Here is a 23,095-nt window from a genome sequence, read left to right as displayed (position 1 = left end):
GCGCTGGGCGCTTCACGGTACGGAAAGCAAGGAACACAATCATGGCTCTGGCAATACTGGCTTACGCGGCAATCATCGGTCTTCTCGGCTGGGCGGCCTGGAACAGCGGCGTAACCGAAAAGGCGATGTTCGTCGTCAATGTTGTTTTCCTGTGGATAAGCGCCATCTGGTTTTTCGGCTATCCGGCACTGATCGGCCCGGCCGTACTCGCAGCGATCGCCTATCTGGCGCTACTGGTGGTCATGACCTCGTCAGATCTGCGGGTTCCCGTCACCGTCCCGGCGCGTCAGCGGCCGGACTACCCGCACGACGAAAGCTGATTGCGCGACGATCTTCGAGGATGGAACAGCGGTCGGTGGTGGTGATCGCAGCGTGATTGCGGCGCCCGGCAATGCCGGTCAGATCCGCGACAGGGTCCAGCTGACGATATCCTGGACCACTGTCTCGAAGGCCCGGTCAAGCGACTGCACGTAAGCCGCATTGCCGCTTCCGGTGACCGGCGTGCTGGCGCTGAAGACCCGCGTCGCCACCACCACGCCATTGCGGTCATTGAGCACCTTGACCGACAATTCGACCACGGCGCGTTCGCCCCGGTCCGCCTTGATCTCGAAAGCGCGGATGGCAGTGATGATCTTGAAGTCGATCGCCAGGCCGTCTCCGGGCCGGCCGACACCGCCGACCTGGCCCGAATTCTCGAACGCCTGAACCAGCTTGTCCTGCACGATGCTGGGCAAGCGGTCCGACCATTGCGAGTTGGCGAGATACTGAATTGCCGACGGTGTCGGGCGGATGACGATCTGCTCGCTGTCGAGCGCCTTGAGCGCGGTCGGTTCGCCGATCAGGATCTGTCTGTTCCTGGCGCGCTGACCGGTAACCGCCGGTGCCGCAGACAACCCGTAGGTGTCGGGCGGAGGACTGGACACAAGCCCGCCGCCGGCGCAACCCGACAGACCCGCGGCCAATGCCAGCGCAACTATCCATCGACCCGCTCTCACGCTTACGCCACTCCCCTGGGCCGCGACCCGGCCCATAAGCATTTCGTTAACCATTGTCTTGCGACGTGAAACCCGAAGAGTCAACGCCGGTTCCGTCCGTCATACTGCTTGACCGTGTCGCCGCCAAAGATCAACCGCTGCGGGTCCTGCTCGATGGTCGAGATCGAACGCTCGATCCGCTGGATCGAGCGGCGCGCATCATTGACCAGCGCCTCGACATTGCGCAGCCCCGAGCCGGAGAACCGCTGCAAGTTGTCAGCGATCGGGCCGACCCGGGCATTGAGCGAATCCGCCACGTCACGGAAGGATTTCAGCGTCGCTTCGGCATCCGCGATCAGCGACGAGGCGTCCCCCTCGCCAAGGAAATTGTCGAGCTTGGCAAGCACCCCGTCAACCCGCGTCGACGCCGCGTTGAGCCTGCCGGTGAGCTGCTTCACATCGGTGATGATGAGGTCGTAATCTTCCTTGCGGGCACTGAAGGTTTCCACCACGCCACGCGCATCGGCGAGCGCCTTGCGCGCATCCGCGCTGGCGAGCGCGATGTCGTCCATCGACTGGCCGACCTTGGCCGGATCGATGCTGGCGATGATCGTGTCGACCTTGTCGAGGGATTCGCCTGCATCCGCAGCCAGTCGCTCAAGCGACCCTGCGGCCTGGCTGAAGCTCTCGAGCGTCCTGGTGATCTCCCCCGACGCGCTGGCGACATCCGAGGTCACCTTGTCGACATTGGCGAGGATCCTGTCGATCTTCTGAGGATCGATCGAGGTGATGAGGTTCTCTGCCGAGGCCAGCGTGCTGTCGATCCGGCCCGAAACGGACTTCACCGTCTGCGACAGATCGGCAACGCTTTGCAGGAAATCGTCAATGCCATCGGCATTGTCACGCAGGGCAGCGGTGAAGACCTCGGTGTTCTTGAGTGTCTCGGTCAGCGGCGACCGGGCATCCTTGACGAACCCTTCGACCTCGCCGATCACCCGGTTTGCGCGGTTGAGAATGTCGTCGGCGGTAGCCAGCAGGTTGGTGACACCCGACGGATCGGCGTCGATGACAGCGACCTGTCCCAGCTCCCGCGCCCGCGTCAGGATATTCGGATTGCCGGGCGAACCGCCCTGCAGTTCGATATAGGCCGATCCCGTCAGGCCCTGGATTTCGAGCGCCGCGCGGGTGTCGGTGTAGACCGGCGCGTCGGCCCGGATCGTGGTTTCCGCAATGACGAAATCGGGGCTGTCCGGATCGATGCTGATGTTTCGGATCACGCCGTAGGGAATGCCGTTGAAGCGGACCGGCGAGCCGTTCGACAGACCGTTGGCGGAACCGGGAATGCGCACGATCATCGGCGCCGTCTCGCCGGTATTGCCGAATTTCGCCATCCAGTAGACGAAGCCGAACGCCGAGAGCATCACCACCAGGGTGAAGAAGCCGACAATGGCGTAATTAGCCCGCGTTTCCATCAGTTTGCTTCGCTTTCCTGGCCGCTTTCAAGCGTGACGCCGGTTTCCTGGGGTGGACTGGAGCGTTCCTGCGATGTCCGGTCAGGGATCATCCGCGCCCGCTTGCCCTTGAAGTAGGACTGGATCCACGGGTCGTCAAATGAAAGCATGTCCTCGATCGTTCCTTCCGCGATCACCCGCTTCTGTCCCAGCACCGCGATGCGGTCACAGACCGAGAACAGGCTGTCGAGATCATGGGTCACCATGTAGACCGTCAACCCCAGCGTGTCACGCAACTGCGCGATCAGCTCATCAAACTCCGCCGCGCCGATCGGATCAAGCCCGGATGTTGGTTCATCCAGAAAAACCAGGTCCGGATCGAGCGCAAGCGCCCGCGCGAGGGCGGCGCGCTTGATCATGCCGCCGGAAAGCTCGGAGGGGTACTTGTCTGCCGCATCCGGCGCGAGCCCCACCATCGCCACCTTGAGTTCGGCCAGTTCATCCATCAGCGACTGCGGCAGGTCCAGATACTCGCGCATCGGAACCTGGATGTTCTCACGCACGGTCAGCGCCGAAAACAGCGCCCCGTGCTGGAATAGCACACCGAGACGCATGTCGAGCTCGATCTTCTTGGCCTCGTCGACCTTGTCGTAATCCTCGCCGAGAATCCGGATCACACCGCTTTGGCGCGGGATCAGACGCAAAATCGAGCGCATCAAGACCGACTTGCCGGTTCCCGAGCCGCCGACGAAGCCCAGGATCTCGCCGCGATAGACATCGAGATCGAGCTTGTCGAGCACCACGTTGCTGCCGAAGGCCACGGTGACATCATGCGCCGACAGGATGACTTCGCGTTTGCCAGGTTCTTTCTCGCTGCTTTGGATCATCCGGTCGGCCTCAGAAATCAATGGCAGCGTAGAACATGGCAAACAGGCCATCGACCAGGATGACCACGAAGATCGACTTGACCACTGAAGCGGTTACTCGCCGGCCCAGCGATTCGGCGCTGCCGCCGACCTTCATGCCCTCGACCGAGGCAACGATGCCGATGATCAGCGCCATGAACGGCGCCTTGATCATGCCCGATGTGACGGTCGACATGTCGATCGCCTCGCGCAACCGGGTGACGAACACGTCCGGCGTGATACCCGAATAGCTCCACGACACCGCAGCCGCGCCTGCAAGGGCGGCGAAATTCGCCACGATCGTCAGCAGCGGAAGCGCCACGGTAAGCGCCACCAGGCGCGGGAACACCAGCACGCCGACGGGGTTGAGCCCCATCACCTTGAGCGCGTCGACCTCCTCGCGCATCTTCATCGAGCCGATCTCTGCGGTGATCGCGCTGCCGGAGCGACCGGCGATCATGATCGCGGTCAGAAGCACGCCGATTTCCCGCAGTTGCAGGATGCCGACCAGGTCGACAACGAAGACTTCCGCGCCAAAATAGCGAAGCTGGAACGCGCCCTGCTGGGCAATGATCGCCCCGATGAGGAAGCTCATCAGCATGATGATCGGCACCGCCCGAACACCCATATGATCGATCTGGGTGACAATCGCCGCGGGCGAGATGCCTGCCGAGCGGTTGAGCTTGAGTTGCGCACCGCGGACGGCCGAGCCGAGAATGTAGAGCGAGGCGATGAAATCGTCGTAGAGCTCGTACATCGCCTTGCCGACCGGCGAGAACATGCGCTCAAACCTCGGCGGCAGATCCTTGGGCCCTGCCTGAGGCTCATCGACCAGATCGGGAATGGCCTCGATCAGTTCGGACACCTGTTCCGACGCGCCGGTCAGGCGCACATCGGCTCCGCGCGAGCGCGCCGCCAGCATGGTCTTGCGCACCAGCCAGGCGCCGGCAGTGTCGAAATTTCCCAGTTCGCTCAGATCGATTTCCAGCGGCTTGCCCGACAGTTTGCCCTGGATTTCCAGCATCTTGCCGCACACGCCGGAGATCGCCGCATGCCGCCAGTCGCCGGCAAGCACAAGCCGTTCCACGCCGTTCGAGACATCATGCTCGATCCGCGCAGGCTGGCTTTTCAGGCCGACCTTGGGGGCTTCGGCCCTTGTATCTTCTTGCTGTTTGGTCAACATGATCCACACATAGCGGCTCGTTCCGGACCTGTCACCGCACAGGCTCCGGAATAGCGCCCATCCCGACCGTTCATCGACCCTTTTTTCAGGACCCGTTGCAATGCCCCGACACCTCAGCGCCCGGATCGACAGTTTTCCGCTCAAGCGAGCCTTCAACATATCGCGCGGCGCCAAGACCGCTGCCGATGTCGTGACCTGCACGCTGACCGAAAACGGCGTCAGCGGCCACGGCGAATGTGTGCCCTACAAGCGCTACGGCGAAACAGTCGAAGGTGTGCTCAAGGCGATCGAGGCGCTGGCCGGAGCGGTCTCGGCGGGCATGACCCGGCAGGAGCTGCAGACCGCGATCAAGCCCGGAGCTGCCCGCAACGCCGTCGATTGCGCCATGTGGGATCTCGAGGCCAAGCTCACCGGAAAGCGGGTCTCTGCCAGCGCCTGCCGGATCCTGCCGCGCCCGGTTCCCACCGCCGTCACGATCTCGCTCGGCGATCCCGCCGACATGGCCGACGAGGCCCGCGCCCACTCTTCGCAGAAGCTGCTCAAGGTCAAGGTCGGCACTTCCGATGACCGCGCCCGCATGCATGCGGTGGCCAGTGCTGCGCGCGACGCGGAGATCATTCTCGACGCCAATGAAGGCTGGGATGAAAGCAACATCCGCGAACATCTTCTGCTTGCCGCCGAACTTCACATCGGGCTGATCGAGCAGCCCTTGCCGGCGGGCAAGGACGAGCTTCTGGCCCATATCCCTCACCCGGTCCCCATCTGCGCCGATGAAAGCGTCCACACCATCGACGACCTGCAGGCGCTTTCGGACCGTTATGACGCGATCAACATCAAGCTCGACAAGACCGGCGGCCTGACCGAGGCGCTGGCCATGCGCGACCGCGCCCGCGAGCTGGGGTTTGGCGTGATGGTCGGTTGCATGGTCGGCACCTCGCTTGCCATGGCGCCGGCGGTGCTGCTTGCCCAGGATGCGGACTGGGTCGATCTCGACGGCCCCCTGCTGATGGCCAGGGACCGCTCCCCGGGCCTGGTCTATTCCGGTTCGCTGGTCTCTCCGCCCTCGCCGGACCTCTGGGGCTAGCCGCGCGCCGTTGCGGCGGTCCCGATCGACCATCAAACAGGTTCCATTTGGCCGCGATCGGTTCTAGAACGGAATGAACCGTTCAAACGGTTTATCGAGGGGGAAACCGATGAATCCTGACAGGCTCGCCGCAATTTGCGCCGGAATCAGCTTAAATGCCGGTTCCTGCCCCTCAAGGCGTCTGTTCCCGATCCCGGCACATTGACCGCCTGATCCCTGTTCCACGACCACATACAAAGAAGAGCCGCAGATGACCTCAACAGACAACAAGCGCGCCGCCGATCCCAAACCTTCAAGCGGTGAACTCGACGAGAACGCGCTGTTCTATCATCGCTATCCGCGGCCGGGAAAACTCGAGATCCAGGCCACAAAGCCGCTTGGCAACCAGCGCGACCTGGCGCTGGCCTATTCGCCCGGCGTTGCCGCACCCTGCCTCGCCATTCGCGACAATCCGGACGCCGCTGCCGCCTATACCGCGCGCTCCAATCTGGTCGCAGTGGTTTCCAACGGCACCGCTGTCCTTGGCCTCGGCAATATCGGGCCGCTTGCCTCCAAGCCGGTGATGGAAGGCAAGGCGGTGCTGTTCAAGAAGTTTGCCGGCATCGACGTCTTCGACATCGAGATCGATGCGCCCGACGTAGACCGCATGGTCAGCGTGATTTCCGCACTCGAACCAACATTCGGCGGCATCAATCTCGAGGACATCAAGTCTCCCGAATGCTTCGAGGTCGAACAGCAGCTGCGCGAGATCATGGATATCCCGGTCTTCCATGACGACCAGCACGGCACCGCCATCATCGTCGCCGCCTGCATTCTCAACGGCCTGGAGCTTGCAGGAAAGAACATCGAGGATGCCAAGATCGTCACCTCCGGCGCGGGCGCTGCGGCACTGGCCTGCCTCAACCTGCTGGTGGCGCTCGGCGCCAAACGCGAGAACATCTGGGTGCACGACATCGACGGACTTGTCTACGAAGGCCGCGAAGTGGCGATGGACCAGTGGAAATCGGTCTATGCGCAGAAATCCGACAACCGGGTGCTGACCGAATCGATCGGCGGCGCCGACGTGTTTCTGGGTCTCTCCGCCGCGGGTGTGCTCAAGCCCGAAATGCTGGCCACGATGGCTGACCGGCCGCTGATCATGGCGCTTGCCAACCCGTCGCCGGAGATCATGCCGGACGAGGCCCGGGCCGCCCGCCCCGACGCGATGATCTGCACCGGGCGCTCGGATTTCCCCAACCAGGTCAACAATGTCCTGTGCTTTCCCTACATCTTCCGCGGCGCGCTTGATTGCGGCGCGCGCACCATCAATGAAGAGATGAAGATGGCTGCCGTCCGCGCCATCGCGGCGCTTGCGCGGGAAGAACCCTCCGACATCGCAGCCCGGGCCTATTCGGGAGAAACCCCGGTGTTCGGCCCCGAATATCTCATTCCCTCGCCCTTCGACCAGCGGCTGATCCTCAGGATCGCCCCGGCCGTGGCCGAGGCGGCGGCCAAATCCGGCGTCGCCCGGCGGCCGATCGCCGACATGGACGCCTATGTCGACCAGCTCAACCGCTTCGTCTTCCGCTCCGGCCTGATCATGAAGCCGCTGTTCACCGCTGCCAAGTCCGCCACGAAAAAGCGCGTGATCTTCGCCGAGGGCGAGGACGAGCGGGTTCTGCGCGCAGCCCAGGTGCTGCTCGAGGAAGAGATCGCCGAGCCGATCCTGATCGGCCGGCCGGGCATCATCGAGACCCGCCTACAGCGGTTTGGCCTCAGGATCCGGCCCGGCGCCGATTTCACGGTGATCAACCCCGAAGATGATCCGCGCTTCCGCGACTATGTGGACGAATATTTCTCGATTGTCGGACGCAGGGGCGTGATTCCGGAAGCCGCCCGCACGATCGTGCGCACCAATGCCACCGTGATCGGCTCGCTGGCGGTCCGGCGCGGTGAAGCCGATGCGCTGATCTGCGGCCTCGAAGGCCGCTACACCAAGCACCTGCGCGATGTTTCGCAGATCATCGGCAAGCGCGAGGGTGTGATTGATTTCTCCGCGCTCAGCCTGCTGATCTCCCAGCGCGGCGCCACCTTCTTCACCGACACCTATGTGTCGTTCGATCCGAGCGCCGAGGAGATAGCCGAAACCACGATCATGGCCGCCCAGGAGATCCGCCGCTTCGGCATTGCGCCGAAGGCTGCACTGGTCTCGCATTCGAATTTCGGCTCGCGCGATTCAGGCAGCGCCGACAAGATGCGACGCGCGCTTTCGATCATCCGCTCGCTGGCCCCGGAGCTGGAGGTCGACGGCGAGATGCACGGCGATTCAGCCATATCCGAGGTGCTGCGCCGCCGGGTGATGCCCGACAGCACGCTCACCGGCGAGGCCAACTTGCTGGTCTTCCCCAATCTCGATGCCGCGAACATCGCGCTCGGCGTGGTCAAGACCATGACCGAGGCGCTGCATGTCGGCCCGATCCTGCTCGGCCCGGCCCTGCCCGCACACATCCTGTCTCCGTCGGTCACCTCGCGCGGCGTCGTCAATATGGCCACACTCGCTGTGGTCGAGGCGTCCTCGGCCGACTGAACCATCAAGACGCGGCTCCCGGCTCTGCAATCCCGGTTAAGGTAAACAACCGGATGTGATTGGAGCAGTCGCCCTCTGGCGCTAGTATAAAACTGTTAGGGTATCTGAGGTATGCCTTGGGTGACTGACGGTGTTTTATATGTGTTGGAGTTGATCATGCGTCGCGTCTGGTTTCGCAGTTCCCTGGCCATGCTGGTGCTTGCCCTTGCCGGCACCGGAGCGGCGGAAGCTTCTGCGGTGTGCTCACGGCTCAAGACACAGCTCGAAAACGTCTCCTCGGGCCCGGGATTCTCCGAAAAGTACCAGCGCTATGCCCAGGCCGCCGAGCAGCAGTCGCGCCAGATCGACCAGGTTGAAGCTGACCTCGTCCGGTTTCGCTGCTCCTCGGGCAGTTTCATCGTGATGGGCGGACAAAACGCCAAGGCCTGCGCCAAGCTCGGCGCCGCCCACGCCAAGATGCGCGCCAATCTCGGCTCGCTCGAGCGCAAGCGCGACTCCTATGCGACCCGTGACGACCGGACCGCCAAGCGCCGGATCCTTGCCGCGCTCGATGCCAATGATTGCGACGGCAACCGCGCCGCTATCCGCGCTGCAGAACTCAAGGGCAAGATGGCCGCACTGAAGGCCAAGTCCCGCCGCAGCCCCGGCCTGGTTGCCGTACTCGGCAATGGTGACGGGGCTGGCAGCGACACATCGCGCGCCCGCGCCGCGGCCGGCCGCATCGTTGTCGAACCCAGATCGACCCGCGGCGGCAATTACCGCACCCTGTGTGTGCGCAGTTGCGACGGCTTCTTCTTTCCGGTCTCCTCGGCAGCCGCCCCGTCCGATTTCGCCCGTGACGAGCGCACCTGCCAGATGATGTGCCCCGGCACCAAGACCGCGCTCTATTTCCACGACGCCCAGGGCCAGGAGAGCGAGGACATGATTTCCGCCCGCACCCGCGAACCCTATACGGAAATGGAAAACGCCTTTGCCTATCGCAATGCGAGCGCACCGATGAGCAAGGCTTGCGGCTGCAACATGCGCGCCTTCTACAACGAAATGCAGCGCCGCGAGGCGATTCTCAACGGCACCGCCGACAACGAAGGGTCGGTGACCACCTGGGTGCGTCCGTTCAAACGGCCCGATCCCGGCGAGGATCCCGAATCTCTTCTCAACGCCGAGATGCGGCTGACTTCGGAGGATGTCGCAGCCGTGCTTGCAGCCTCGACCGCCGAGCGGCCGCTGACCCCAGACCGTCAGGACGTGCGCGTTGTCGGTCCGGTGTTCCTGCCCGACCAGTCCGAACAGCTGGATCTGAAGGCACGCCCGCCCTCGCTGATCCGCTAATTCATGCCCGGCCAGTCTGCTGGCGCGCCAGCGCTCTACGGCTGACCAGCGTCATGATCACGATCACGGCCACGCTGTAGGCGCCCATCGCCGCGATCTGTCCCGGGTAGGATATCCCCGCATCGATCAGCGCCCCGGTCAGGCCCGGCCCCATCGCCGTGGCAAAGACCATGAAGGCGACAATCAGCGAGCGAATGCCGCCAAGGTGCTTCGAGCCGTAGAGTTCCGGCCAGAGCGCGCCGAACAGGGTTGATGAGAAGCCGTAGGAGATCCCCATCAGCGCCATGAATGCATAGGCGCCCCACGGCGCATCGGTCGATGCCAGCACGAAGCAGCTGAGCGACAGCGGCACCAGGAAGGACGGCAGCAGCCGGATCGCCGAAAACCGGTCGACCAGTTGTCCGGCGATCAGTGCGAACAGGATGGTCATTGACGACATGATCGCAAACGAGGCCGCGAACACGCTCGGCTCCCAGCCACGCAATTCCGACAGGTAGACCTGGTGGAAGAAGATGGTGGTGCCGATGAACGGCGGAGCGAGCACGCCCGACAGCGACGCCCAGAACAACGGATCGCGCACGACCTCCGCACGGGTCCAGTCGCGCACCGCCGGACGGCCCGGATCCAACACCACCGATTGCGGTGTGCGTTCGACCTTGAGCAGGCCATAGATCACAGGCAGTGCAACGACAAGCAGCACGCCCGCGGCCAGCAGCCATGACCCGCGCCAGCCGACCAGCGCCGCAACGCCGACGAAGCTGATCGGAAACACGGCCTCGCCGAGATTGACGCCGATGGCGGTGAGCGAGATCGCCCGGCCGCGCTGAGCCGCGAACCAGCGTCCCATCGCGGTCATGGCGATATGGGTGAACATGCCCTGCCCGAACAGCCTGAGCAGGTAGATCGCCAGCACCAGCAGAGCCAGCGATCTTGACCAGGCCATCAGGATGCAGGCAATCGCCAGCACCGGGGCCGCCAGGAGCACGGTCGAAGCGACAGAGATCCTGTCGACGATCTTGCCGATCTGCGGCAGCGTCGCTGCACTCGCCAGCGTCGCCAGCATGTAGATCGTGCCGAAGCCACCATGGCTCAGGCCATACTCCGCGCGGATATCCCCCGCCGACAGCGAGATGAAATAGGTCTGCCCGAACGAGGAAAAGAACGTCAGCAGGAACCCGCCGGCGACCCAGCGGGCATTGTCGCGCAGGAAGGTGAAAATCATCCCCGGTCTCGGAACCGGTTTGTGATCGGGTAGCGCCGGTCGCGGCCGAAATTCTTTCGGGTGATCTTGACGCCGGGCGCCGACTGGCGGCGCTTGTATTCGGCGATGTACAAGAGATGCTCGATCCGGTGGACGGTGGCGACATCATGGCCGCGCGCGACGATCTCCTCGACACCCATCTCGTGCTCGACCAGGCATTCGACAATATCGTCGAGCACGGGATAAGGCGGCAGCGAATCCTGGTCGGTCTGGTCGGGCCTGAGTTCGGCTGAGGGCGCTTTGTCGATGATGTTGACCGGGATCACCTCGCCTGACGGTCCGAGCGCACCCGGCGGAACATGCGCATTGCGCCAGCGCGATAGCCCGTAGACCTGCATCTTGTAGAGGTCCTTGATCGGGTTGAAGCCGCCATTCATGTCGCCGTAGAGCGTGGCGTAGCCGACGCTCATCTCGCTCTTGTTGCCGGTGGTTACCACCATCGAACCAAACTTGTTGGAGATCGCCATCAGGATGACGCCGCGCGCCCGGCTCTGCAGGTTCTCCTCGGTCACCCCCTCGTCGGTGCCCTCGAACATGTCGCCCAGCGCCTCGAGAAAGCCCTGCACCGGCTGTTCGATCGCCACGGTGTCATAACGGCAGCCGAGCGCCCGGGCGCAGGCCTCGGCATCGGTAAACGAACTCTCAGACGTGTAGCGGTAGGGCAGCATCACGGTGCGGACCCGCTCCTCGCCGAGAGCATCTACGGCGAGCGCCGCGCAGATTGCAGAATCGATGCCGCCCGACAGGCCCAGCACCACATTGCGGAAGCCGTTCTTGTTGACGTAGTCCCGCAAGCCCAGCATGCAGGCCCGGTAATCGGCTTCCTCGCGCTCCGGGATCACCGAAACCGGCCCGTTGCTGCAGGTCCACTGCCCGTCCGGCTGCCGCTTGAAAGTGACGATGGAAACGGTTTCCTCGAACTGGCTCATCTGGAAGGCCAGGCTCTTGTCGGCATTCATGCCGAAGCTGGCGCCATCGAAGACCAGTTCGTCCTGGCCGCCGACCTGGTTGGCGTAGATCATCGGCAGACCGCTCTCGATCACCTGGCGCAGCACCACCTGATGCCGGATGTCGACCTTGCCGCGGTAGTAGGGCGAGCCATTCGGCACCAGCAGGATTTCCGCACCGCTTTCACTCAGCGTCTCGCAGACGCCGAGATCGCCCCAGATATCCTCGCACACAGGAATGCCGATGCGCACGCCGCGGATCGCCACCGGCCCGGGCATCTCGCCGACGTGAAACACGCGTTTTTCATCGAATTCGCCGTAATTGGGCAGATCCACCTTGTCGCGGCTGGCGATAATCCTGCCGCCGTCGAGCACCGCAGCCGAGTTGAACCGCCTGTCGCCCTCGGTGCGCGGATAGCCCATGATCACCGCCGGGCCGCCATCCGCGGTGTCCAGCGCAAGCGCTTCCACAGCCTTCAGGCAGGCTTTCAGGAACGCCGGCTTGAGCACAAGGTCCTCCGGCGGATAACCGGCGATGAACAGCTCGGTGAACAGCACCAGGTCCGCGCCGTGGCGGGCCGCGTCGGCCCGGGCTTCGCGCGCCTTGGCAAGATTGCCGGCGATATCGCCGACAGTCGGGTTGAGCTGCGCGACGGCGATGCGGATGGTGCCGGACGTGGATGATGCTTCGGTCTGGGTCATGGATTTGGTGTTATCCCAACTCGCAGCGCTTGAAAATCATTCAATCCCGATTGCAGCGCCTTCGCCGCAGTTTTTTGCCCCACCCGCACGGGCTTGCTGAACACCCGGCAGGCAATGCGCCGGCCATGGGATCAAAGCGCCACGGGATCAAAGCGCCACATGGTCATGGCCAGCACGCCGAATTCCGCGCTGTCATGAACCCGGCTGGCGCGGGCGCCCTCGCCTGCGGCCCCCAGGGCGACATAGAGCGGCAACAGGTGCTCGTCGGTGGGATGATTCCTTGCGGCGAACGGGGCTTCCTTGCGGTAATCGATCAGCGCGTCGACATCGTTCTTCGCCAGCCGCTCATTCATCCAGCCGGTAAACTCCTGCACCCATCCGGGCACATCGGCCTCGCGTACGCCGGCGCGCAAGAGCTTGAACGCCTCGCCGAGATTGTGGGTGAACGAACCGGACCCGATCACCAGCACGCCCTCCGCGCCAAGCTCCGCCAGAGCCTGGCCGAGCCGGAAATGATGGTCCGGCCCCTTGTTGGGATCAACCGAAACCGACACCACCGGGATATCGGCATCGGGATAGGCCAGCTTCAGCGGCACCCAGACGCCGTGATCAAAGCCGCGACGGTCGACCGCCTGCGCCGGAAACCCTGCCGCTTGCAGATCATCCGTGATCCGCCGCGCCAGTTCAGGCTCGCCCGGCGCCGGGTATTGCATGGCGTAAAGTTCCGGCGCGAAGCCGCCGAAATCATGGATGGTTTCGGGATCCGGGTCAGCCGAGACGGCAACCCCGCCGGACACTTCGAAATGGGCGCTGGCGACGACGATGGCCCGCGGCCGCGGCAGATCGGCGGCCATCTGCCTGAGCCAGGCGGCGGCCTGCGTGTCGGCAATCGCCGTGTCGGGCGAGCCGTGGGAAATGAACAGGGCGGGAAATGCTGTTTTGCTCATGGTCTTTCTCCTTGCCACCAAGATAGGCCGTCTCAACTGTTCATAAAAGATGCCGTTTTGATCACTCATCGTTCGGCATATGAAGACAGCCTTTACCGTCTTCGCGCCATGTCACGGCGGAACGCCCGTATGGTGCAGCACCACCGGGATGAGAAAGTGCAAGTCCGGAGGGCCGCGCGCAGGCTGTGCCGTTCGGAAAAGGTTTGGTGTGCATGCCCCGCTTTCGCGGTAGCATGCGGGGTGGCGCAGATTGCGCGCGGGCCCGAATATCGCCGGATGGTGTCCGCATCCGACAGGCAGTTGCGTGCCGCTTGTTCGCCGCCCGGACACGGGCAGCCTTGAGCGACGGGTGGCATCGTCCGGCACGGGTTGGGCCTTGCGTTTATGATCCGGGAACGCCAGGGCGGCTGACACTGCGCCAGACGCCCTTCCCGCATCCGCAAGGCGGCCCGCCACAGGCCCGTTTCCACCCGCGCCCCGACAGCCGGCCGGCGCTGGCCGGCACAAGGGGCAAAGGTTTCTCCGGTGGCTGGCTTGGCCGATCCTCCCGTTGGACATCCCATATGGTCACCCGTTCAGGCTGATCCTGCTGCCAGCGGAACCCGCCGGTGCACCGCCTCCTCCTTCGTCCTGCCGCACGTTACGGCAGCCACCTGGAGGCCTTCCTCCCGCCTGGACCGCAACGTTCGCAATCCATCCGGTGACGGGAGCGAGGCCATGATCGCATGGGGTTTGACAGGTGTGGATGAAATGGGGTTGAGAGCGCGGCAGACACCCTCCCCCCCTAGGTGGGGGAGACTTCGAAGCGGTGGCTGTAGGCCAGAAATCGGAGAATCCGATTTCAGTGAACGAAGGCCTGAGCGCGACGCCACGCGAAGGCTGTATCAGCACCTTGGCTTCAGCCAAGTGCTCGAAATTTCAAGAGAGGGGGTCGGTTTCGGAGACGGGACCGCCCCCTCACCTGAAAAATCTACGACTTGGCGCTATCGCGCCAAGACCGTGATTTTTCTTCCTCTCCCACAGGGGGAGAGGAACAAGACCCTCACTCCGCCACCAGCAACCCGGCAGAGCCTTTCTCGTATTGCGGCAGGCCATCCGCGATCTCGTAGAAATCGCCCTTGTCGGCACAAAAGATGTGCTTGGTCATTTTGAGCCCCGACGGCTCGTCAAAGCTGCCCGCCAGCACCGAGATGAACGGATCGGACTGGTGCTTCCAGAACAATGCCGAGCCGCAGGTCGAACAGAAGCCGCGCCTGGCGAAATCCGACGCCTGGTACCAGGTGATCGCGTCCCCGCCCTCGATCTCGATATTCTCGTCGGCCACATTGGTAGCAGCGAAATAGAGCCCGGACTGACGCCGGCACTGCGAGCAATGGCAGGCGATGACATCGCGGAGCTGACCGCGGGTGCGAAAACGCACAGCCCCGCAATTGCACCGTCCGGTGCGGATTTGATCGTCTGACATGCGGGCCTCCGGGGACTGTGATTCAGGTCGGAGGCGATACAAGCACGCAGGCACCCTGTCATTCTACTGACATTTGCGACATGCAAGGCCGCGACTTGAAGCCGAGGGCTCCAACACAGTGAAGGCCAATGGCGGGCATTGGCCCGGCCGCTGTTCGGAGCGGCCGGGAACGCGACGCAAAGCGACCGTCTACTCCACCGGAGCAAGCGACACGTCGGCGGATGCGCCGGGGCTGACGGTGATGGTGCGGCGCGCGATCACGCGGCGGTCGCCCTTCATGCCCTCGATGACGTAGCGCAGGTCGTAGCTGCCGGGTTCAGCCGGCGCGGTCAGGCTGCCTTCCGTGAAGGGCGCATCCGGTTCACCGAGATAGAAATAGCCGATTTCGCCGCTGAATTCGGAGAAACCCGGCGTGACGATGTCGACCCAGTGACGCGAATTCTGCGGCCCGCGCGCACGCACCGGGAACTCTGCTCCCGGCGCCACCTCTTCCGCTGCCTCGATCTCCGCCCTGCCCTCGATCACGTTGAGCGGCACCGACAGTCCGACCGCGCGTGCGCTCTCGCCCTGCACCACGTAGCGCAGCTGGTACTCGCCGGCCGTGATTGGCGCCATCAGCTCTGCCGGATTGCCGTCTCGGGTCCATGCATAGGAGGGTTCGTTCTCCGTTGCAGTCGAGCCCTTCTCCATGATGTCGATGTAATTCTCTTCGCCTTCCGGTCCGCGCCAGTTGACGCGGAAGCTCTCGCCCACCTGAACAGTGAGCGGCCCGTCGAGAACGAAATCGCCTTCAACCACCTTGATCGGGCGGCTTGCCACCACCGGTTCGGCAGCATCGGGCGCGATATAGCGGATGACATAGTCGCCGGGTTCCGGCGGCATCCGCAGCATCACGGTGTCGCTGTCACCAAGCTCGACCCAGGAGGCCCACTCGAAGGCGGGCGCACCCAATGGCGCGACATCGATATAGTCGCGTTCGCTGCGCGTCGCGGTCCAGGTGACCTCCACGGCCGAGGTGATGGCGGCACTGTCGGCGGCATCGAGCGTGGCCTCTGGCTGAACCGGTTCCGGTTCAGGTGCGGCGGGCGTTGCCGCCGGAGCGGCGGTCTTGATCGCCTGATCGAGCGCCTTGCCCAGCCCCTCCCGGTCGGAAGCATCGAAGTAGGAACCGCCGGTGTTGCGCGCCAGGCAAGACAGTTCGAGCCCTTCCTGACGCGTCAGGCCGAAACCGACGACATGGGCGGTGAACTCGACGCCGGACTGCTCGAGTTCCTTTCCGAGCGCGCAAGGATCAGCGTTGCAGGTCTCGATGCCATCGGTCACCAGAACCACAGTGGCAGGGTTTTCTGTGAAGCGGAGCTCTTCGGCGGCGCGGCGCACGGCGTCGGACAGCGGCGTCCGCCCCTGGAAGCGCATGGTATTGACTGCCTGCGAAATAGCATCGGCCGTTCCCGCCGCCGGCGGAACCATGATCTCGATGTCGCTGCAGTCTCCTCGCGTCCTGTGACCGTAGGCAACAAGCCCGATTTCCCGCTCCTGAGGAAGGCCCTTGAGCACCTCCGCAACAGTCTCCCGGGCGATCTCGAGCTTAGGGACGCCATTGATCTGGCCCCACATCGACCCGGAGCCATCCATGACGATGATGGTTCTGGCTCCTGCAGACGCATCTTGGGCAAAGGATGTTTCAGCCAATTGCGGAGCAACAAGGGAGAGAACAAATGCAAGACCAAACCTGCCGACAAACCTTCCAGACAACATACACCTCGAACCAATGAAACAAACAACAAGAGACCTGTTGTTTTTACCGGCCAATTTTGCAGTGTTCAAATCGTTTCTGGCATCGCGCAGGAACTGCACGACCCGAAACGCAAAACGCCGGGGACTTGCCCCGGCGTTCTTGCATTCATGTCAGTCGGTTGCGACCCGAACCTTACCCGTTCACAACCTGCTTTTCCTCGTCCCGGCCGCCCTTCATGCGTTCGGCGACGAGGAAGGCGAGTTCGAGCGCCTGGTCGGCGTTGAGACGCGGGTCGCAATGGGTGTGGTAGCGGTCCTGCAGGTCTTCGCCCGACAGTGCACGGGCACCGCCGGTGCATTCGGTGACGTTCTTGCCGGTCATCTCGATATGGATGCCGCCGGGATGGGTGCCCTCGGCGCGGTGGATCTGGAAGAAACTGTCCACCTCCGACAGGATCCGCTCGAACGGACGGGTCTTGTAGTTGTTGAGCGTGATCGTGTTGCCGTGCATCGGATCGCACGACCACACAACCTTGCGGCCCTCGCGCTCAACGGCGCGGATGAGCTTGGGCAGGTGATCGGCCACCTTGTCGTGCCCGAAGCGCGCGATCAGGGTGAGCCGGCCGGCCTGGTTGGCAGGGTTGAGAATGTCGATCAGCGTCAGCAGTTCGTCCGGATCGAGCGACGGGCCGCATTTGAGGCCGATCGGGTTCTTGATGCCGCGGGCATATTCGACATGGGCGTGGTCGGTCTGGCGGGTACGGTCACCGATCCAGATCATGTGGCCCGACGTGGCGTAATGATCGCCCGAGGTGGAATCGATGCGGGTCATGGCTTCCTCGTAGCCAAGCAGCAACGCTTCGTGGCTGGTGAAGAAATCGGTCTCGCGCAGGCTCGGGTGATTTTCACCGGAGATGCCGATGGCCTTCATGAAGTCCATGGTCTCGGAGATCCGGTCGGCGAGCTTGCGGTAGCGCTCGGCCTGCGGGCTGTCCTTGACGAAGCCGAGCATCCACTGGTGCACATTGTCGAGATTGGCGTAGCCGCCCTGGGCAAAGGCGCGCAGCAGGTTGAGCGTCGCCGCCGACTGCCGGTAGGCCATGATCTGGCGTTCCGGATTGGGGATGCGGTCGGCCTCATTGAACTCGATGCCATTGATGATGTCGCCCCGGTAGCTCGGCAGCTCGACGTCGCCCTGCTTCTCGATATTGGACGAGCGCGGCTTGGCGAACTGGCCGGCAATGCGGCCGATTTTCACGACCGGCTGCTGCGCGCCGAAAGTCAGCACCACGGCCATCTGCAGGAAGACGCGGAAGAAGTCGCGAATATTGTCGGCCTCGTGCTCGGCGAAGCTCTCGGCGCAATCACCGCCCTGGAGCAGAAAGCCCCTGCCTTCGGCGACATCGGCAAGCGCCGAGGTCAGCCGGCGGGCCTCACCCGCAAAAACCAGCGGCGGAAACTTGGCCAGCCGGGCCTCGGTCACCTTCAGTGCCTCTGCATCCGGATAATCCGGGACCTGCTGGATCGGTTTGTTGCGCCAGCTTGATGGGGTCCAGTTCTGTGCCATGTCGTTCACCGTGTTGGCCGGGCTCATGCCCGGCGGTTTAAACGGGCGATCCGCCCGCGGGTTGGCCGGGCGCATACCCGGCTGTTTTGCGGGCAACATGCCCGCCGATCCGTCGATTTCACCGGGCTTATAGCGATCAATTGGGCGGCTGCAAACCCGGCAATGCGAATCAGCGCTCCGGACCGCTCCCGCGGCGGCCGAGAGCCAGATCAAACAGCTCGGTTTCACTGGCCGTCAGGCTCACCGCGCGGGGATAGAGCGGGCGGTCGCGGTCCTCGTGGATCGGCAGGTGAAACGCCTCGGTCTCCGCCACGAAACGATGCACCCCCTCCTCCCCGAACTCGCGGAGAAACCCCTGCATCACCGCATCGAGATAGGACCTCAGGATCGGCGACGGGCCGCCGGCCTCGGGATGCTCCACCCTCGCCTCGTAGACATGCAGCCGCGTGCCGGAACCGAGCCTCAACCCGGTCTCCCGTTCCGCGCGCTCTGCATCGAAGCTCAGCTCCGCAAGCGTGATGTCACGCCGGTGATAGCGGAATTCGCGGGTGTCGATGACCGGCAGGTTGACGGCAAGATCAATGATCAGGACGCCGTCGATCGATGCCTTTTCAGCGCGATGCGCGGTCAACAGCGAGGGCACCACATCGCCGGCAAGCGCGGTCTCGGCCATGGTGTCCGCCTCCATCAGCGGCCGCGGCCGCCAGGTCCGCCGCCAGCCATTGAGCCGCGCCGGGATGGCCGCAAGGATCTCGGTCCGCAGCGTCACCCGGTTGACCAGCGAGCCGTAGCCGAAATAACCGACGATTTCGCCCGGCCCGGCGGGTGCGGCGCGACGCTGCGGCGAAGGGTCGGTCCGCGGTTTGCCTCGCAACCCGGCCTGCAGCGGCTCTTCAATCTTGGACATCGTGATCGCGTCTTCCTACATAAAAGCTATAGCCATGAAGCACAGTCTACTCACAAACGGGCAAAGATCATGACCAACCCATCAGAGCGCATCGCCAGCCTCCGCGCCAGTTTCGACAGCGGCAAGACCCGCCCGGAAGAGTGGCGGCGGTCGCAACTCAAGCGCCTGCAGGCCATGATCGAGGAAAACGAGGAGGCCTTCAACGAGGCGCTGCATGCGGATCTCGGCAAGTCCGGCTTTGAAGCGCGCATGACCGAGACCGGCACCGTGCTTGCCGAGATTGGCCACACCCTGTCCCATCTCAAGGCCTGGATGCGGCCCGACAAGGTCTCGACACCGCTGTCCAACCAGCCGGGACACAGCCAGGTGGTGCATGAACCGCTTGGTGTGGTGCTGATCATCGCGCCGTGGAACTATCCGGTCAATCTGGTGCTGACGCCGCTGATCGGCGCGATTGCCGCGGGCAACTGCGCCGCCATCAAGCCTTCGGAGGTCTCGGCCCGGACATCCGAACTGCTGGCGCGGCTGATACCCGCCTATCTCGACCCGGACGCGTTCCAGGTCTTCGAAGGCGGCGCGGATGTATCGACCGCGCTGCTTGAACAGCGTTTCGACCACATCTTCTTCACCGGCAGCGAGGCAATCGGCAGGATCGTCATGACGGCGGCGGCCAAACATCTCACGCCGGTGACGCTGGAGCTGGGTGGCAAGAGCCCCTGCATCATTCATGAGGACTGCGACCTTGCGACCGCGGCCCGGCGCGTCGCCTGGGGCAAGTTCCTCAATGCCGGCCAGACCTGCATCGCGCCCGATTACATCCTTGTGCAGGAAGGCGTCGCGGATGCCTTTGTCGAACAGCTTGGCAAGGTGACCGCCGAGTTTTTCGGCGACGATCCCAAGTTGAGCCCGGATTACCCGCGGATCATCAACGAGCGGCATTTCGACCGGGTCAGCGGGCTGATCTCCGATGGCGACATCACCATGGGCGGCGAAACCGACCGCTCGGAGAAATACATCGCGCCCACCGTTCTCACCGGCGTGCAACCCGAGGCAGCCGTCATGCGCGAGGAGATTTTCGGCCCGGTGCTGCCGGTGATGACCTACCGCGCAATCGACGATGCGATCCGGTTCATCACCTCCCGCCCCAAGCCGCTGGCGCTGTATCTGTTCGCCAAGTCCGGCGACATCCACCGCGAGGTGATCGAGCGGACCAGTTCGGGCGGCGCCTGCATCAACGATGTGGTCATGCATCTCGCAGTCCCCGACCTGCCCTTCGGCGGCGTCGGCGCCAGCGGCATGGGCGCCTATCACGGTCGCGCCTCCTTCGACACCTTCAGCCACGCACGGGCGGTGCTGACCAAGAGCGAGCATTTCGACGTGCCGCTGCGCTACCCGCCCTTCTCGGAGCGCAAGCTCACCTGGCTCAAGCGGCTGCAGTAGAAGCACGGGGTCACCGAGCCTGCACCAGCGGTGTTCCCGGCGGTCTTGACGCATATCAAGGTTACAAATTCAAATCTTGCTATGAATAGGTTCAGCCTAACGTTGAGCGGAGTGAAGACCATGACCGGACAGTCTGCCTATTCCAACACCACCGAAGCCGTCGGCATTTTCCATACCGCGGAAGATCTGCAGGCCGCGGTCGATGATCTGCTGAGCCAGGGCTTCGACCGGATGGACCTGAGCATTCTGGCATCGGAAAGGGCGATCGAAGACAAGCTGCACCAAGCCTATGTGCCGGCGCGCGAGCTCGAGGACCGCGTCGAGGTACCGACCACCGCCTTCGTCTCAACCGAATCCGTCGGCGACGCCATGGGCGCCGTCATCGGCGTCCTGGTCTATGTGCCGGCGATGATCGGCGGGGCGGCGGTCGTCGCCTCCGGCGGCGCACTGGCTGCGGCCGCCACCGCGGCGCTGATTGCGGGTGGCATCGGCGGCTCCATCGGCACCGTGCTGGCGGGTCTTATCGGCGCGACCCAGGCGAGGGAAATGGAAACGCATCTTATGTCCGGCGGCCTGCTGCTCTGGGTCCGCACCCGCGATGAACAACACGAACAGCGGGCGCTCGCCATCCTCGCAGGCCACAAGGGCGAGGGCGTGCACCTGCACACCCTGCCCTCGCTGGTGGGCTCAGGCATGAGCAAGCCGGTCGAGGATGTCGTCGACCTGGACGCAGCCAAGGTTGAATGAACCGGACATGACAGACCTGACCCACCTCACCTGCCCCTCCTGCCAGGCCAAGAACCGGATCCCGGCGGCCAAGCTCGGCGCCCGGCCCAGCTGCGGCGTCTGCAAGGCGCAGCTCATGCCCGACACGCCGTTCGAGCTCGACGAGGCGCAGCTCAACAAGCACCTGAAGAACGACGAGGTGCCGCTGCTGGTCGATTTCTGGGCGCCCTGGTGCGGGCCCTGCCGGATGATGGCACCACAGTTTGCCGACGCCGCCAAACAGATGTCGCCAAAAGTGCGGTTCGCCAAGCTCGACACCGAGCAGCACCAGGCCGTCGGCTCCCGCTACCAGATCCGCGGCATCCCGCTGATCATCCTGTTCGATCATGGCCGCGAAGTCGCCCGCCAGCCCGGCGCCATGGACGCGCGGTCGATTGTAAGCTGGGTCAGCCAGCACCTGAAGCGGTGACGACATCCCGGCGAGGCCGTCAGACAAATGACTTGGGTGCTCTATGAGAAAGGCTGGTTGTTGAATTGCGGCTACGCTTTCGGCCCAATGCTGACCTTGGTGCGTTTAGCGGCGGAAGGCAGCTTCGAGCCCGGAGTGTCCGATATTGTGTCCTTCCCTCATGACCTGCTTTACTTTGCGGTTACAATTCGCTGTAGGGGCAAACATCATCTTCGAAAGGCACATGGCGGCGGCGAAACTGGGTTTCGGTCACCGCTTCTATGCGGCTAATCCTGTCCATTCTGAAATGGCGGAAGTCCTCACGCGAGGGGTCCCAGCCTACGAGGTACCAAAGGGGTGGCAAGATCAGCATGGCTTGCGGCTCGACCTCGCGTCGGGTCTTACGGCCCTTTGCGTCGCGATAGTCAAAACGAACAAATTGGCGTCTCAGAAAAGCCGTTTCAAACGCGGGTAGCAGTTCCGGCTCCATTTTCCCCATGTCCGACAGGTCCTGTAGCGGCGACAGCGGGCCAATGTGCAGACACTCCAGGAAACTGCGCAGGTCCTTGATCTTGTCCGAGGGCAAGGCTTTTTCGATCTTGGCAAGACCCGCGTCGGCAAGTTCAGAGAACGGCAGGTTTCCGGCGGCCCGCGTGGCGGCAACACTGATCAACAGGGCGAAGACCTCTGGGACCGAAAGTTTGGCGTTGGTTTGGACCGACTGCGGATCAAGCTGAAGACCACCACCGCGGCCGACATCAGAATGGATCACATAGCCTTCTTCCCGCAGGGCGCTGATGTCGCGCAATACGGTTCGGCGAGAGGTGCCAACTTCCATCGCAAGCGCTTCAACCGTGGATGTGCCGTTGCGGCGCAGGCTGCGCACGATGGCGTCGTGTCTGAGTCTCACATTCATATCGCCACCATAACACAAATAGTGACAGGATTTGGCACTGTTTTATCCTATTCCGAATACATCAACGCAGAGAAGGAGATTGCGACATGAAACGGACAGCAGTGAACCCCTGGGACTGGTCGATCAAGCTGGGCTACAATCAGGCCGAGGTGATCGAAGGCGCGACGCGGCAAGTGATCTGCGCGGGTCAAACCGCGGTGGATAGCGATGGCGCTCCGCAACATCCCGGCGACATGCGTGCGCAGATTAGCCTCGCCCTCGACAATCTTGAAGCGGTGCTGAAAGGCGCGGGAATGGACCTCAGTAATGTGGTCAAGTTGGGTATCTATGCCATTGACGTAGATGATGCGCTGAAGAATTTTGACCTGCTGGGCATGCGTTTCGGTCCCCATCGGGTTGCCCCGCCGATGACCCTCCTGGGCGTGACGCGCCTCGCGATCCCTGGACTGCTTTTCGAGATTGAAGCGACTGCAGCGGCCTGACCAAAAGCAATGCGGCCATTGGATTGAGACATGTCAATGGCCGCATTTCCAAATTGGG

At 63.5% G+C, this 23,095-nt stretch carries 20 protein-coding genes; 8 read left to right on the top strand and 12 right to left on the bottom strand.

What is annotated here, in order from left to right:
* Window positions 1–41: 41 nt before the first annotated feature.
* Window positions 42–320, top strand: coding sequence for a hypothetical protein (locus GTW23_RS06960; RefSeq protein WP_152008417.1), 279 nt, complete (start codon window positions 42–44; stop codon window positions 318–320).
* Window positions 321–398: 78 nt separating this feature from the next.
* Here the strand turns inward: GTW23_RS06960 and GTW23_RS06955 are convergent, their stop codons facing one another.
* From GTW23_RS06955 to GTW23_RS06940, 4 genes are read right to left on the bottom strand one after another with little or no spacing between them, the layout of a single operon-like run.
* On the bottom strand, window positions 399–1,031 hold the full coding sequence (locus tag GTW23_RS06955) for an ABC-type transport auxiliary lipoprotein family protein (protein ID WP_290128927.1): 633 nt from the start codon (window positions 1,029–1,031) through the stop codon (window positions 399–401).
* Between the two features lie 44 nt (window positions 1,032–1,075).
* Window positions 1,076–2,446 carry an MlaD family protein gene (locus tag GTW23_RS06950; RefSeq protein WP_152008416.1) on the bottom strand — a complete coding sequence of 457 codons (1,371 nt, stop codon included), beginning with the start codon at window positions 2,444–2,446 and terminating at the stop codon, window positions 1,076–1,078.
* Window positions 2,446–3,312 (bottom strand): ABC transporter ATP-binding protein, encoded by an 867-nt coding sequence (locus tag GTW23_RS06945; RefSeq protein ID WP_252915189.1) that lies wholly within the window; start codon window positions 3,310–3,312, stop codon window positions 2,446–2,448. Before GTW23_RS06945 ends, GTW23_RS06950 begins: the two co-directional genes overlap by 1 nt.
* A 10-nt stretch (window positions 3,313–3,322) precedes the next feature.
* Window positions 3,323–4,513: an ABC transporter permease gene (locus GTW23_RS06940; RefSeq protein WP_252915188.1), complete on the bottom strand. Its 1,191-nt coding sequence runs from the start codon at window positions 4,511–4,513 to the stop codon at window positions 3,323–3,325.
* A 100-nt stretch (window positions 4,514–4,613) separates the two neighbouring features.
* Here GTW23_RS06940 and dgcA point away from each other — a divergent pair, with 100 nt between their 5' ends.
* From dgcA to GTW23_RS06925, 3 genes are all read left to right on the top strand, one after another.
* The gene (dgcA, locus tag GTW23_RS06935) at window positions 4,614–5,597 is read left to right on the top strand and encodes an N-acetyl-D-Glu racemase DgcA (RefSeq protein WP_252915187.1); all 984 of its coding nucleotides are present in this window, start codon (window positions 4,614–4,616) and stop codon (window positions 5,595–5,597) included.
* A gap of 250 nt (window positions 5,598–5,847) precedes the next feature.
* Complete coding sequence (locus GTW23_RS06930) at window positions 5,848–8,163, top strand: NADP-dependent malic enzyme (RefSeq protein WP_252915186.1); 2,316 nt, start codon at window positions 5,848–5,850, stop codon at window positions 8,161–8,163.
* A gap of 156 nt (window positions 8,164–8,319) precedes the next feature.
* Window positions 8,320–9,492 carry a DUF2865 domain-containing protein gene (locus GTW23_RS06925; protein ID WP_252915185.1) on the top strand — a complete coding sequence of 391 codons (1,173 nt, stop codon included), beginning with the start codon at window positions 8,320–8,322 and terminating at the stop codon, window positions 9,490–9,492.
* 1 nt (window position 9,493) lies between these two features.
* Here the strand turns inward: GTW23_RS06925 and GTW23_RS06920 are convergent, their stop codons facing one another.
* From GTW23_RS06920 to GTW23_RS06890, 7 genes are all read right to left on the bottom strand, one after another.
* Complete coding sequence (locus GTW23_RS06920) at window positions 9,494–10,714, bottom strand: MFS transporter (protein ID WP_152008410.1); 1,221 nt, start codon at window positions 10,712–10,714, stop codon at window positions 9,494–9,496.
* A complete protein-coding gene (locus GTW23_RS06915) occupies window positions 10,711–12,402 on the bottom strand; it encodes an NAD+ synthase (RefSeq protein ID WP_252915184.1) in 1,692 nt (563 codons plus the stop codon). The genes GTW23_RS06920 and GTW23_RS06915 overlap by 4 nt, the downstream gene beginning before the upstream one ends.
* A gap of 131 nt (window positions 12,403–12,533) precedes the next feature.
* Window positions 12,534–13,349 carry a DODA-type extradiol aromatic ring-opening family dioxygenase gene (locus GTW23_RS06910; protein WP_252915183.1) on the bottom strand — a complete coding sequence of 272 codons (816 nt, stop codon included), beginning with the start codon at window positions 13,347–13,349 and terminating at the stop codon, window positions 12,534–12,536.
* Window positions 13,350–14,391: 1,042 nt separating this feature from the next.
* On the bottom strand, window positions 14,392–14,814 hold the full coding sequence (locus GTW23_RS06905) for a GFA family protein (protein WP_152008407.1): 423 nt from the start codon (window positions 14,812–14,814) through the stop codon (window positions 14,392–14,394).
* Window positions 14,815–15,003: 189 nt separating this feature from the next.
* Window positions 15,004–16,506 carry a vWA domain-containing protein gene (locus GTW23_RS06900; protein ID WP_252915182.1) on the bottom strand — a complete coding sequence of 501 codons (1,503 nt, stop codon included), beginning with the start codon at window positions 16,504–16,506 and terminating at the stop codon, window positions 15,004–15,006.
* 238 nt (window positions 16,507–16,744) lie between these two features.
* Window positions 16,745–18,118 (bottom strand): class II 3-deoxy-7-phosphoheptulonate synthase, encoded by a 1,374-nt coding sequence (locus GTW23_RS06895; protein ID WP_152008406.1) that lies wholly within the window; start codon window positions 18,116–18,118, stop codon window positions 16,745–16,747.
* 169 nt (window positions 18,119–18,287) lie between these two features.
* Window positions 18,288–19,025, bottom strand: coding sequence for a gamma-glutamylcyclotransferase (locus GTW23_RS06890; RefSeq protein WP_252915181.1), 738 nt, complete (start codon window positions 19,023–19,025; stop codon window positions 18,288–18,290).
* Between the two features lie 69 nt (window positions 19,026–19,094).
* Between GTW23_RS06890 and GTW23_RS06885 the strand changes: the two genes are divergently transcribed.
* The 3 genes from GTW23_RS06885 to trxC all read left to right on the top strand — a co-directional run bounded on the left by GTW23_RS06885 (window position 19,095) and on the right by trxC (window position 21,660).
* Window positions 19,095–20,465, top strand: coding sequence for an aldehyde dehydrogenase family protein (locus GTW23_RS06885; protein WP_252915180.1), 1,371 nt, complete (start codon window positions 19,095–19,097; stop codon window positions 20,463–20,465).
* Between the two features lie 120 nt (window positions 20,466–20,585).
* Window positions 20,586–21,212 (top strand): hypothetical protein, encoded by a 627-nt coding sequence (locus GTW23_RS06880; protein ID WP_252915179.1) that lies wholly within the window; start codon window positions 20,586–20,588, stop codon window positions 21,210–21,212.
* Between the two features lie 7 nt (window positions 21,213–21,219).
* Window positions 21,220–21,660 carry a thioredoxin TrxC gene (gene trxC, locus GTW23_RS06875; protein ID WP_252915178.1) on the top strand — a complete coding sequence of 147 codons (441 nt, stop codon included), beginning with the start codon at window positions 21,220–21,222 and terminating at the stop codon, window positions 21,658–21,660.
* A gap of 181 nt (window positions 21,661–21,841) precedes the next feature.
* Here the strand turns inward: trxC and GTW23_RS06870 are convergent, their stop codons facing one another.
* On the bottom strand, window positions 21,842–22,555 hold the full coding sequence (locus tag GTW23_RS06870) for a helix-turn-helix transcriptional regulator (RefSeq protein ID WP_252915177.1): 714 nt from the start codon (window positions 22,553–22,555) through the stop codon (window positions 21,842–21,844).
* A gap of 86 nt (window positions 22,556–22,641) precedes the next feature.
* Between GTW23_RS06870 and GTW23_RS06865 the strand changes: the two genes are divergently transcribed.
* Window positions 22,642–23,037 (top strand): RidA family protein, encoded by a 396-nt coding sequence (locus tag GTW23_RS06865; RefSeq protein ID WP_252915176.1) that lies wholly within the window; start codon window positions 22,642–22,644, stop codon window positions 23,035–23,037.
* Window positions 23,038–23,095: the final 58 nt, after the last annotated feature.

The sequence above is a fragment of the Parahoeflea alexandrii genome, assembly GCF_024105735.1.
GTDB classification, from domain to species: domain Bacteria; phylum Pseudomonadota; class Alphaproteobacteria; order Rhizobiales; family Rhizobiaceae; genus Hoeflea; species Hoeflea alexandrii.
Note: the sequence above shows the minus strand (reverse complement) of the source record. Positions and strands in the feature narration are given on the sequence as shown.